The sequence below is a fragment of the Alteromonas sp. Cnat3-28 genome, assembly GCF_022348265.1.
GTDB classification, from domain to species: Bacteria; Pseudomonadota; Gammaproteobacteria; order Enterobacterales; family Alteromonadaceae; genus Alteromonas; species Alteromonas macleodii.
Map to the genome: position 1 here is coordinate 243,024 of NZ_JAKREY010000002.1, position 12,835 is coordinate 255,858.

The window sequence follows — 12,835 nt, forward strand, 5'->3', positions numbered from 1 at the left end:
ATGGCAGGGCAGGACGAACAGATTACTCAGGCATTAGAGGCACAAGAAGAAGCCTTAGAAGCCATGGGTGAAGAAGCCGGTTTGCCTGAAGAAGAGGCCGGTCCAAGACAGCTTTCTTTTAGCTTTGCAAAGCGTAATCAGGTGTTGCTGGAAACCAATGAAACACCTGCGGTCTTATATTTTACAGAGAATACGCCGTTTGATGTATTTGCCGAAGTGCGACGCTTCTACGGCGAACCTTTTGTTCCTAAAACTATTCCTGCCAATGAGTTTGAAAGCCTGCTTACCAGCGCCTTTCAGCGCGATAGTTCTGCGGCTAAACAACTTATGGAAGACCTTGGTAACGAAAGTGATTTGTTCGCTCTTGCTGAAGACTTGCCTGACACTGAAGACCTGTTAGACAGTGAAGACGATGCGCCTATCATCAAGCTTATCAACGCCATGTTGGGCGAGGCGATCAAAGAAGGTGCATCAGATATTCACATTGAAACCTTTGAAAACCAGCTTGTGGTTCGTTTCAGGGTAGACGGCGTATTACGCGAAATTTTACGTCCTAACCGCAAGCTGTCTTCCATGTTGGTGTCACGTATAAAAGTTATGGCGAAGTTAGACATTGCCGAGAAACGTGTGCCTCAGGATGGTCGTATAACGTTGCGTATTGCAGGGCGAGCGGTGGATGTGCGTGTTTCTACTATGCCTTCAAGTCACGGCGAGCGCGTGGTGCTGCGTCTATTGGATAAGAACAATGCGCGCTTAAATCTAGAAGATTTAGGCATGACGCTGCAAAACCGTAACCACTTTTCATCTCTTATTCGCAAGCCTCACGGCATTATATTGGTTACCGGTCCAACGGGCTCGGGTAAAAGTACCACCTTGTACGCAGGGTTAACCGAAATAAACTCGCGAGACAGAAACATTTTAACCGTTGAAGATCCTATTGAGTTCGATCTTCCGGGCATCGGACAAACGCAGGTTAACCCTCGCGTAGATATGACATTCGCCCGCGGCCTTCGCGCTATTTTGCGTCAAGACCCCGATGTAGTCATGGTGGGTGAGATTCGTGATATCGAAACCGCGCAAATTGCTGTTCAAGCCAGTTTAACCGGCCACTTGGTACTTTCTACCCTGCATACCAATACGGCAGCGGGCGCGATTACCCGTTTAGAAGACATGGGCATTGAGCCATTTCTGTTGTCTTCGAGCTTATTGGCCGTATTGTCACAGCGACTCGTTCGTACCCTGTGCCCAGATTGCAAAAAGCCACATTCACCTGACGCCTCTGAGCTGGAAATACTAGGGCAGAATGCCACAAGCGACACCACTATCTATAAGCCGCACGGCTGCGCCGCGTGTAACCAAACGGGATACCGTGGTCGTACCGGTATTCACGAGCTATTGTTGGTAGATGAAAAAGTGCGTGAAATGATGCACGAAGGTGTAGGTGAGCAAGCCATTGAACGCTACATCAGAAAGACGACACCAAGTATTCGTGAAGACGGCTGTAGCAAAGTGCTTGCTGGTGCTACCTCACTTGAAGAAGTGCTTCGAGTTACGAGGGAAGACTAAATGGCGGCATTCGCTTTTAAGGCGGTTAATGCCCGCGGTAAAAATACAAACGGTGTGCTTGAAGGCGATAATGCACGTCAGGTTCGTCAGCAGCTGCGTGAAAAAGGCTTAATTCCCTTAGAAGTAGAGCAGGTCGCAGAGCGTACACAAAGCGAAGGCAAAGGTCTTTCGTTTTCTTTATTCAAACCGCGAATTTCTGCATCAGATTTAGCGCTACTCACGCGCCAGCTTGCTACCCTTGTCGAATCGGCCCTTCCTGTTGAAGAAGCATTACTTGCCGTAGCCGAACAGTGTGAAAAGCCTCGCCAGAAAAACATGATGATGGCGGTGCGCAGTAAAGTGGTGGAAGGTCATGGGCTTGCCGATGCTTTGGGTCAATTTCCGAGTGTGTTTGATGAGCTATACCGCGCAATGGTTGCAGCAGGGGAAAAATCCGGTCATCTTGATACCGTGTTGAATCGCCTTGCCGACTACACTGAGCGCAGGCAACAAACCCGTAGCCAAATCACGCAAGCAATGATTTATCCATCGCTAATGCTATTTTTTGCCATGGGTATCGTGTTGCTGCTGTTAACCGTAGTAGTGCCAAAGATAGTTGGGCAGTTCGATCACATGGGGCAAGACCTTCCTGCCATTACACAATTTCTTATATCCGTAAGTACGTGGCTGCAAAACTACGGCCTGTTCATGCTTATTGGTATTGGTGTGCTCATTGTCATTATTCAGCGCGTGCTGCAGCAAAAGCACATGAAGCTGCGCTACCACAGAGCGCTGTTAACCTTGCCGTTAATTGGCCGGGTATCTCGCGGTCTTAATACCGCGCGTTTTGCTCGCACCTTAAGTATTCTCAGCGCCAGCGCAGTACCCTTGCTTGAAGCCATGCGTATATCGGGTGATGTACTGGAAAATCAACATATTAAGAACCAAGTAGCTGAAGCAGCCATTAACGTTAAAGAAGGCAGCAGCCTGCGGGCGGCACTAGATAACACAAAAATGTTTCCACCAATGATGATGCATATGATTGCGTCTGGTGAAAAATCGGGTGAGCTACAGCAAATGCTAGCTCGCGCCGCAGATAATCAAGATAGGGAATTTGAAGCGCTTATTGGTGTCTCACTTAAGGTATTTGAACCCTTACTTATTGTATCGATGGCAGGCATTGTTCTGTTTATCGTTATGGCAATATTGCAACCAATTTTAGCATTGAACAACATGGTGAATATTTAATGAAAACACTTAATCGCAGTTCTGGTTTCAGTTTGATTGAAGTCATGGTCGTACTTCTAATCATCGGTATTATGGCGTCTATGGTGGCACCGCAAATCTTGGGTAACCAAGAAGAAGCGCAGCTTAAAAAGGCGGCGGTAGACATCCAGCAAATGGAAAGTGCGCTTGAGATGTACAAGCTGCGTAACAACCGCTTTCCAACCACAGAACAGGGACTAGAAGCGCTAGTTACCGCGCCGACTATCGACCCGATTCCTCGTAATTACCCTGAAGGTGGTTTCATTAAACGCCTGCCTGAAGATCCGTGGGGCAATCCATATGCACTAATTAGCCCGGGAGAACTTGGCGTAGTTGATATTTTTTCTAATGGTCCAGACGGCGAACCGGGTACTGATGATGACATTGGTAACTGGAACATTAACGAATACCTGAACTAACCTTTATGCGCAACCGCGGCAGTACATCTTTGAAAAAAGCAGGCTTTACCCTATTAGAAGTCATGCTGGTACTGCTGCTTATGGGATTGGCGGCGGGTTACGTTATGTTTAACGCATTCGGTGCGAGTAAATCTGACCTGCTAAAAACCCAAGCGCAACGCCTGCAGGTGATTGTTGATATGGCCAGCGATTTTGCGGTGTTAAATCAACAACAGCTTGGTGTGCGGTTTGAAGCCGATAAAAATGAATACTACTTTGTCTACTTAGACGACGATGATGAGTGGCAGCGTATCGAAGGCGAAAAAACCTACGAGCCTTATACGTTACCTGAGCCTTTCACCTTCACTTTAAATTTAGACGACTTACCATGGGATGTTGAAGACAGGCTCTTTGACAGGGAACTATTCGACGAGAATTTAAGTGTTTCTGATGAAGGGGTTGAAATAGGTAACGAAGAAGAGAAAAAGCTGCCTCCGCCTCAAGTGCTTATAATGTCGAGTGGCGAAATTACGCCTTTTACCTTGTCGTTTAATTACGAAGGTGATGACGGCGACAACCCCGTCTATTACAGCCTGCAAAACCAAGATCTTCCGCCTTTAGTGCTTGAAGGGCCGCTGGAGAGACCACTATGAGTGCGTTCAACGTTGATGCATCGACAAAGAACGTTGCACCTGCCACGCCACGCCAGCAAAGTGGCTTGACGCTACTGGAGGTTATGGTTGCCCTGCTTATTTTTGCGCTAACCGGTACAGCAGTACTTAAAGCTGCAGGCGAGCACTTATCAAGCGTTGGGCAAATAGAATCTGTCACCTTTGCCAACTGGGTGGCAAGCAATCGCTTAAACCAGCTTCAATTAGATACCACGTGGCCGCCCAAGAACAACTTAAAAGGCACGATGGAGATGGCCGATCGCACGTGGTACTGGCAGCAAACGGTGACAAAAACCAACGACAACGACTTGCGATCGGTAACCGTTTCGGTGGGTGAAGACGAAAGCTACGGCAGTTCAGTTACATCAGTAACCACTTTCGTTGCTAAACCGACGGCGGGAAATTAGCATGCAGCGCGGATTTACGCTTATCGAAATACTGATTGCTATGGCCATATTCACCCTAATTGGGCTTGCATCCACAGGTCTACTTACCACAGTTATCGACAGCAATGATATTTCAGAAGAGCGTTTTGCAAAACTTCAATTATTGCAGCGTGCCATGATCACGATTGAGCGAGACCTTCAGCAAGCCGTGCCTCGCGCAGCAAGGGTTAACGGCGAAAAGCAAGACGTGGTCATGTCTGGCGGTGAAACCGACGACAGTGACGATGACGGCATTGGTTTTGTACGCGGAGGGTGGCACAACCCTCAGTTAATGTTGCCACGAAGTACCCTACAGTTTGTCGCCTATAGACTTAGAGAAAACAAACTGGAGCGCCTTTACAGCAACTATGTGGATAACGTCATAGGCTACGAGCCCAAAGTCCGTGTGCTGTTAGAGGATGTAGAAAGCTTAAAAATTGAATTCCTTGCCACCGCTAACAGTAGTTCCTTAGATGAAGACGAAGACCTGTCGTGGAGCGAAAGTTATAAAGGAGCTGCACTGCCGCGCGCGGTGGCCATTGAGTTTGTCAGTAAAGACTTCGGAAAAATACGCAGAGAATTTACCTTAACTACGGGTGAATCGTCATGACAATCAAGAGTACTCAGCGCAAGTCGATTGCTCCACCCGCTAAGCAGCAAGGCGTGGCATTAATGATTGTGCTCATGATAGTAGCCTTGGTTGCGGTATTAGCCACAGAAATGGGTACACGCTTGCAGCTTCAGGTGCAGCGTACGATGAACTTAAAAGACAACAATCAAGCCTACTGGTACGCCATGGGAGCCGAGGCTTTTGCGCGTAAGTCTATTCAGTCTTTGATAGAAGAAAGCCCGAATGTGATTTCTATAGATCAGCCTTGGGCACAAGAATTCAGCTATCCTTTAGAAAACGGTGGTTTAACCGCTAACTTAGACGATTTGCAAGCGTGTTTTAATTTAAACGCGATTACGTCTGGCAGTGCAGGAGGCGCGGGCAGTAACAGCGGTAATGGCAGCAGTGGGGCAAGTAACACCACGGAAACCATGGACGCTTTTCACACTATGTTGCTATCACTTAGCGTTGACGGACTAGACAACTACACCGCAGATACCTTACGCGACAGTTTAGCCGACTGGGTCGACGAAGATGACAGAATGCGCCCTTACGGTGCAGAAGACAGCGAATACGAGTCCAGAGAGTTTCCTTACCTAGCAGCTAACGGACCACTGGCATCAAAAAGTGAATTGCGTATTATTAACGGTGTATCACCACAATGGCTAGACGCATTACTGCCATTAGTTTGCGTGATCCCGGATTACAATGAGTTGAAAATTAACGTCAACACATTAGAAGAAGAAGATGCACCATTACTTGCAGGCCTAACGGGGTTAGACATTCAGCAGGCCGCAAGTTTGATTAGCAGTCGCCCGCAAAACGGCTGGGACGATACCAATGCATTTTTAAGCGAGCCCTCTATTCAAGCGCTTAATTTAACAAGCACTCGACAAGATTGGTTTTCGGTTAAAACTGAATATTTTATGTTGCATACAAAAACACAATACAACAAAGCAACCTTTAAGCTTTCCACCGTGTTTCACGTTAATGCCGATACCGGCGTTAGTATTGTGAATCGCGAGTTTGGGGGAACCTATTGATGGAACAACTCTTGGTGCGTTTAGGCGCCAACCATACAGACCCAATTAGCTGGCTCGTTTATTCGCGAACCGAAGATGAAATTATTGCATCGGGCGAGCTGCCTAATGCAGAAGCCTTATCTTCGCTGACCGAACGCGCGGGACAACGAAGTGTTATTGCCTTAGCTCCTAGCAGCGAAATTTTACTCAAATGGGTTGAGCTGCCGCCTAAAGCTGGCCGCAAGATCATTTCTGCTATCCCGTTTATGCTAGAAGATGAGCTTGCCACTGACATTAGCCAGCAGTTTTTTGCGATCGGCCCTAAGCGAGGCGATGAACAGGCCGTTGCAGTAGTTAGCCATGAAAAGATGGAGCTGTGGCAGTCCTGGCTTAGCGAAGCAGGGTTATTCTGCGACATCATTATTCCTGATGTACTCGCAGTGCCAGTCACCGAAAACGGTTGGTCAGTGCTTACGTTAGGTGAACAGCTTCTCGTTCGACAAGACACATTCAAAGGCGTGCAGGGCGAGGCAACATGGTTACTGCCAACTCTTGTCCATTTTACAGCACAACAAGAAAGCCCGATAACCATTACCAATTATGCGGGTATCGATTTAAGCACTTTGCCAAATATTGAGGAAGCGCAGGCACCCTTAGAGCTGCCTATGCAAGTATTGGCAAAAGAAGCGATGCAAAGCAGCTTTAACCTATGCCAAGGCGATTACAAGGTAAAGCGCAAGCGCAGCGGTGTTCTGAATCAGTGGCGTGTTGCTGCAGTATTAGCAGTGTTAGCGCTATGCACCAGCCTTATCGACAAAGGATTTTCTCTTTACCAGCTTAAAGCCCAAAATCAGGCGTTAAGCAGTGAGATTAATACCGCTGTTAAAGCGGGTTTCCCCAATATTGGTACCTATCGCAACGTGCGATTGAAGCTACAAAGCGAGCTTGCCAAGTTAGAACAAGGTGGTGGCAGTGCCTCTATGCTTATTATGCTAGACCAGCTCGCTCCGGCTTTTTCAGCCACTGATGTAAAACCGCAAACACTGCGCTTCGATGCCACCCGCACTGAGATTCGCATTCAGGCGCAAGGTAAAAACTTTGAAGCGCTAGAGCAGTTTAAACGTACAGCAGAAAACGCAGGCTTTGTGGTTGAACAAGGGGCCATAAACAATCGTGACAATGGCGTTGTAGGTACAGTATCAGTAAGGAGTACCTCATGAATGCACTCTTAGAAAAGTACAAAGCGCTGACCGAGCGCGAACAAAAGTTAGTACTGGTTTCAGCTGTGCTATTAATAATTGCGCTATTTTATTTTGCGGTATGGTCGCCGCTTAATGCTGCTTTAGATAAACAGAAACAGCTTCTCGACAATCAGCAATCCTTGTTGGTTTGGGTAAAAGACAGTGCAGCAAGAGCACAGCAATTGCGCCGCAGCAGCGGGGGTAAACGAACATTCTCTGGCTCGTTACCGCAAGCGGTAAACCGCACTACTGCTCAGCACGACATTGCTATATCTCGTATGCAGCCACAAGGCGACGAGCTTCAGGTGTGGGTTGATCAGGCGCCGTTTAACAGTGTTTTAGAATGGCTCAAAGCCATGGAAAATATGGGCGTGATTATTCTTCAAGCGGATATTGCCGAGGCCGATGCGCCAGGCTATATCAAAATTCGCCGATTACAATTAGGTAAAGCATGAAGTCGAAAGTTAGTTGGATTATAGGCGGCATTATTGCCTTCTTATTGTTTGCCATTGCTTACATGCCTGCTGTTCACGTTATTGGCCGTATTGCGTTACCTAGCAATGTTGCCGTTAGTGGTGTTAGCGGCACCTTGTTTTCAGGCAAGGCGCAAACTGTAGTGGTTAATGGCCTGCCTATCAACAATGTAAAATGGGAGCTTAGTCCCTTACATATGTTGATAGGTAAAATTAAATTAAACCTTAAAGCAGGTAATATTCGCGATAAAAACGACATTGCATTTGAAGGGCCTATTACCACGGGACTTTTCAGCCAAAACAGCGTAAATACCGAAAACTTCACGCTGTATTTACCGGTAGACCGCGTGCTTGCACAAGTTCGCCTTCCGCTGCCAGTAAATGCTGGAGGGCGCTTTAAAGTGTCGCTTAGTGACTTAACGTTTGGGCCTGCGTGTCAATCGCTAAACGGTACCGGAGATTGGCTAAACGCGACAGTTGCCGGCACACAGGGTCCTATTGATTTTGGCACTTATTCCGCAAAGCTGCGTTGTGAAGGCGATGACATTGGAATACTAGTAAGCGAGCCTAACTTACTAAGCTTGTCGATGGATGCGGTTATCCCTACTACGATGAAAAATATTCGAGTAAGTGGTAAATTTAAGCCTGACGACAGCTTACCGCAAGAAGTCCATCAGGCCGCACGCTTGTTTGGTGCGCCGGATAGTAGCGGCTATATCGCTATTAAGCTGTGATGCATTAGCACAAACTATGCGTAGAATTTCTAGGCCACCAACGTACTTCACGTTTGTGGCCAGAGGAACTGGGAACACTTTTTAACAAAGGATTGTAATCATGAACAAACCTCTTCTAGCTGGCGCGGGCGTAACTTTGGTTGCACTTGGCGTTGCCCCTTATTTTATTGGCACTAGCGTTCACGAAAATGTTAACGCCGCCGTAAACGAAATTAACCAACAAGCCGTTTATTCTGCCGAGGTACTTTCGTATGACAAAGGCTGGTTTTCGACAACAGCAGAAATCAAGCTTGCTGTCGATTTTCAAGCGCTAATCAATGCACAGAATGTTGACTCCACTGATATACCAATGGAAGAAAACCCTAGCATTACCGCTACGCTAGTAGCTCATCACGGACCGGTGTACTTTGGCGATGGCTTAGGATTAGGCCGCGTTCACTATACGGTGTCTATTGATGGAGATGAGTTAAGAGAATACGTTCAGTGGGATGGCCAACAGCCAATTTATCGCAACGAAGGCGTGGTTGGTTTGTTTGGTGGACTAAGCTACGCAGACGTTATTCCAGCGCTTAGCGCGACGGCCGAAGAAGAGGGGTTCACACTGCTTTTCTCTGGTTATGCGGGTGAAGCTGAGCCTGATGGTGACCAAACTTTGTATACGTCGTCGGGTGAATCGCTAAGCATAAGTGCAGATGAATTTTCCTTAGAGATGAAAAACCTGTCTATGGATATGAGCTATAATGGCGATATGGTAGCGGCGTTCAAAGGTGACTTATTTGAATCTACTGGTAAGGCGCGTATTGAAAGCATAGAAATTTCTAACATTGAGCCAGGTGCGACAGTTAAGATTGAGAACCTAGCTTTTGCTACTGACGTCAAGATTGACGAAGACAATAACACCGCCAATGTCTACGTAGAATACGCTGTCGACAAAGCCGTGGGCCCTGAGCTTGATGCTACAGACATGGTATTAGGCGTTGCCATCAATAACTTAGATATCGACTTCATTAAGGCCTATCAAGATTTTAGCAACAATTCATTATTGGTGCCTTCTAAAGAAGTGCCAGCCAAAATGATGGAGTTTATTGAAGCTAACTTGCTAACACAGCTTAAAGCTGAGCCAGAGATTAATATAACGAAGCTGAAAGCAACGTTGCCTGAAGGGTCGTTTAACGCTTACGCAAACACGAAATTAGTGGGTATAGATGCACTTCCCGGTACGTTGGAAGACGCCGCTTATTGGGTCACGCATTTGCTGGCTGATGCACAAATCACCGCCGATAAAGCGCTAGCACAGAGTATGGCATCTGGCTATATGATGGGCCAACTAATGGCGACGCCACAAGCACAAAATATGACGGCTGAAGAGCTTCAAGCCGCTGTAGAACAACAGACACCTATGATGCTAAGTACCTTTGCTCAACAAGGCTTAATAAAAGAAACCGAGAAAGGTTACGAGACAAAGCTAACACTAAAAGATGGCGAAGCCAGTGTAAACGGTACGCCTATTCCGCTGCCTTTTGCCCCTCAATAGTAGTTAGAGAACCTCTATAAAAGCGTAAACCGTGTATCGCAAACGGTTTACGCTTACTTTACTCCTGTTCAGACAGGGTAATGTTCATTAAATCTTCAGCGGCATATACTCGACCTTCTGCTACAACAGTAACCGCCTCAGTAAGTGCATCAAGACCCGGTTCGCTACGTTTCATAATATGAGACAACACTATTTGCTTAGCGTTTGACTGCGCGGCAATGTCGATAATCTGAGTCGGCGTCATATGCAAGTTCTTAGCAACCTGACCCGCGTCATCACCAATGGCGTTGTGCAGCACCAAAAGGTCCGCGTTTTTAGCAAAACGAGCAAGGTTTCCTTGTTTATCATTGGTATCGCCTGAAAATACAGCCTCGCAGCCATTGGCCTTGACCTTCCACGCTAATGCTGGAATAGGCCCGTGGTTCACCGTCATTGCCTCAACACTGACGCTATCGTTTACATTACGTTTAAACGGTTGTTCAAAGGTTGTGGCCCCGATGCTTTTTGTGGATATCGTATAGTCATCTTGGCCTTCTATGGTGTAAGAAGACAGATACTTAAACGCGCCGTTTTTCCCTATTAACGACGACACATAGGCGTTTGTGGACGGCATAATGTCGTTGCCCTCTGGCCCCATTATTATTAAATCCTTCTCGCGATCGGTGAAATACCCACCTTTTACAAAGCTTGGTAAATCGGCGGAGTGATCGGTGTGTAAGTGGGAAAGCAAGATAACTTCTAACGATTCAAACGTTGCCCCCGCAGCGCCAAACTGAACGCTGCTTCCGCTTCCAGCGTCTACCAACACGCGGGCGCTGTCATTTATCCAAACCACATAGGCACTAGATGTTCTGCCGTCATCCAATTCAGGTCCACCCGACCCTAATATTTGCACTGAAACGTTATGGCAACCCATAGGAGGACTGGTGCTTAGGCCGGCATCGTCTGATGTAGTTGATAGTTGAGACAACGGCTGCGCTAAAGCCGAGAACGATAGAATAGCAGTGGTTGTCATAGCGCAAAAAAACGCAGTTTGTTTTCTACCGCGCAGTTTGTCCTGCCTTGTAAGCCCAATGCCTGATCTTACATTGCTTAAGCGTTTATTTATAACCGTCATAACCATCGCCTTATGTTATTCCCTACTCATTAATACACAGATATTTGATTAAAAGACCGTTTGCCCGGACGAAACTATTCAGCCTAGTTGACTGTGCACTGTTTTTTCCCCTGAATGTTTTCGATTACATGGACTTGACTGTGCGACTACCTTAATGAATAGGGCGTACGGCAAAACAAAAAAGGCGAACCCTGAAGTTCGCCTTTCTTCTCATTGCTTCTTACCGAAGTGCACTACTCGGCCGATTTCTCAGCGACCATGATAGTTTTGATATTGACGAATTCACGCATACCATAACCTCCGTGCTCACGACCGTAACCGCTGTCTTTCACACCACCAAAAGGTAAGTTTGGCTGAGCGAGTGAATAGCCATTAATATTTACCATTCCTGTATCAAATTCGTCTTTCGCCAACGCAATGGCTTTATCAGTATCTGTACTGAAAATACCACCGCCTAAGCCATAGCGTGAATCATTTGCTACTTCCATGGCTTGCTTGTCGTCGCGTACGCGAATGAGCGACGCAACTGGTCCAAATAGCTCATCATCATAAGCGGGCATACCTGGCGATACATCTTCCAGCACCGTGATTGGGTAGAAATAGCCATCAGAGTCTGGAATTTCTCCACCCAGTGATAGCGTAGCGCCGTTTTCTAGCGACTTTTTCACTTGCTCATGAAGTTCATCGCGCAAGTCTTCTCTCGCCATTGGGCCCAAATCCGTGTTTTCGTTTGTGGGGTCGCCAACTTTTAGCTTTTTACACTGCGCCACAAATTTGTCTCGGAATTCTTCATAGACGCTATCCACAATAACAAAGCGTTTAGCCGCCACACAGGTTTCACCGTTATTAATAACGCGTCCTTGGATACACATTTCTACAGCATGGTCGATGTCAGCATCCTCTAACACCAAAAAGGCGTCGTTACTTCCAAGCTCCATTACGGTTTTCTTAGACAAGCTTGCAGCTTCCTTAGCCACTTCTTTACCTACTTCGTCACTCCCGGTAAAAGTAACGCCGCGAACGTATTTGTGCTTGATTAAGTCACTTGCCGTGCTGCCATCAATTAGCAGCGACTGGTAAACATTTTTAGGAAAGCCAGCATCTTCGTACATTTGCTGAATGGCTTGCGCCATACCAAACACGTTTTTAGCATGTTTCAGTACCGTGGTGTTACCCGCCATTATGTTTGAGGCGCTGTAACGAATAACTTGGTACAACGGAAAGTTCCACGGTTGGATGCCAAGAATAACGCCAATGGGCTGGTACGTAATGATTGCTCGACCGCCTTCGAAAATGCGGTGTTCGTCTTCCAAAATTGAAGCGCCGTGTTCGGCCGTATAGCGGCATATTTCAGCGCATAGCTGCACTTCTTGCTTTCCTTGCGCGGTAACCTTACCCATTTCCCGTGTCATCAGGCTGGCGAGATCGTCAATTCGCTCTTCCATCAGGTTTGCAAGGTTATTAAATAAATCTGCGCGGGTCTCAAATGACGTACGGCGCCAGTTCAAATAGGCTTCTTGTGAACGGGTAACTGCTTGCTCGGCGTCCTCGGCTGACATCAAATGATAATGATCGATCTTTTCACCTGTAGCAGGGTTGTAGGTATTGATTGTCTCACTCATTGTCACTCTCCTTATTCCGTTTGGTCTGAAGGAAGTGCAACTAAAAAGCCAAGGTGTCAAAAAATATTTTTTAACCTATTTTCAATAATATAGAAGTAACTTGAAGTCTAAGTAATGGATAGTGTCAGAAAGGATCCAGAAAAGATTACCTATCGCAGTAAAGATTTCAGGGCGACC

General features: G+C 46.8%; 13 protein-coding genes. 11 read left to right on the forward strand and 2 right to left on the reverse strand.

Features of this window, described 5'->3' with window-relative positions; all coding sequences use genetic code 11:
- From gspE to MHM87_RS03245, 11 genes are all read left to right on the forward strand, one after another.
- Window positions 1-1,566: a type II secretion system ATPase GspE gene (gene gspE / locus MHM87_RS03195; RefSeq protein ID WP_275443088.1), complete on the forward strand. Its 1,566-nt coding sequence runs from the start codon at window positions 1-3 to the stop codon at window positions 1,564-1,566.
- Window positions 1,567-2,793 (forward strand): type II secretion system inner membrane protein GspF, encoded by a 1,227-nt coding sequence (gspF, locus tag MHM87_RS03200; RefSeq protein WP_156087244.1) that lies wholly within the window; start codon window positions 1,567-1,569, stop codon window positions 2,791-2,793. It begins immediately after the preceding gene.
- A complete protein-coding gene (gspG, locus tag MHM87_RS03205; RefSeq protein WP_014951309.1) occupies window positions 2,793-3,230 on the forward strand; it encodes a type II secretion system major pseudopilin GspG in 438 nt (145 codons plus the stop codon). Before gspF ends, gspG begins: the two co-directional genes overlap by 1 nt.
- A gap of 5 nt (window positions 3,231-3,235) precedes the next feature.
- Complete coding sequence (gene gspH / locus MHM87_RS03210) at window positions 3,236-3,862, forward strand: type II secretion system minor pseudopilin GspH (protein ID WP_014977775.1); 627 nt, start codon at window positions 3,236-3,238, stop codon at window positions 3,860-3,862.
- The gene (gene gspI, locus MHM87_RS03215) at window positions 3,859-4,287 is read left to right on the forward strand and encodes a type II secretion system minor pseudopilin GspI (protein WP_014980699.1); all 429 of its coding nucleotides are present in this window, start codon (window positions 3,859-3,861) and stop codon (window positions 4,285-4,287) included. Before gspH ends, gspI begins: the two co-directional genes overlap by 4 nt.
- A 1-nt stretch (window position 4,288) precedes the next feature.
- Window positions 4,289-4,915, forward strand: coding sequence for a type II secretion system minor pseudopilin GspJ (gene gspJ, locus MHM87_RS03220; protein ID WP_014951312.1), 627 nt, complete (start codon window positions 4,289-4,291; stop codon window positions 4,913-4,915).
- Window positions 4,912-5,958 (forward strand): type II secretion system minor pseudopilin GspK, encoded by a 1,047-nt coding sequence (gene gspK / locus MHM87_RS03225; protein ID WP_239257757.1) that lies wholly within the window; start codon window positions 4,912-4,914, stop codon window positions 5,956-5,958. The genes gspJ and gspK overlap by 4 nt, the downstream gene beginning before the upstream one ends.
- A complete protein-coding gene (gspL, locus tag MHM87_RS03230; RefSeq protein ID WP_239257758.1) occupies window positions 5,958-7,157 on the forward strand; it encodes a type II secretion system protein GspL in 1,200 nt (399 codons plus the stop codon). Before gspK ends, gspL begins: the two co-directional genes overlap by 1 nt.
- Window positions 7,154-7,633 (forward strand): type II secretion system protein M, encoded by a 480-nt coding sequence (locus MHM87_RS03235; RefSeq protein ID WP_014977776.1) that lies wholly within the window; start codon window positions 7,154-7,156, stop codon window positions 7,631-7,633. The genes gspL and MHM87_RS03235 overlap by 4 nt, the downstream gene beginning before the upstream one ends.
- Window positions 7,630-8,385, forward strand: coding sequence for a type II secretion system protein N (locus MHM87_RS03240; RefSeq protein ID WP_039228726.1), 756 nt, complete (start codon window positions 7,630-7,632; stop codon window positions 8,383-8,385). Before MHM87_RS03235 ends, MHM87_RS03240 begins: the two co-directional genes overlap by 4 nt.
- A gap of 100 nt (window positions 8,386-8,485) precedes the next feature.
- Window positions 8,486-9,919, forward strand: a complete 1,434-nt coding sequence (locus MHM87_RS03245) for a YdgA family protein (RefSeq protein ID WP_239257759.1) — start codon at window positions 8,486-8,488, stop codon at window positions 9,917-9,919.
- A gap of 58 nt (window positions 9,920-9,977) precedes the next feature.
- On the opposite strand, the gene MHM87_RS03250 is transcribed toward MHM87_RS03245, so the two are convergent.
- Both MHM87_RS03250 and MHM87_RS03255 read right to left on the reverse strand, forming a co-directional pair.
- Window positions 9,978-11,036, reverse strand: coding sequence for an MBL fold metallo-hydrolase (locus MHM87_RS03250; RefSeq protein WP_239257760.1), 1,059 nt, complete (start codon window positions 11,034-11,036; stop codon window positions 9,978-9,980).
- A gap of 233 nt (window positions 11,037-11,269) precedes the next feature.
- Window positions 11,270-12,658 (reverse strand): NAD-dependent succinate-semialdehyde dehydrogenase, encoded by a 1,389-nt coding sequence (locus MHM87_RS03255; RefSeq protein ID WP_014951319.1) that lies wholly within the window; start codon window positions 12,656-12,658, stop codon window positions 11,270-11,272.
- Window positions 12,659-12,835 lie beyond the last annotated feature (177 nt).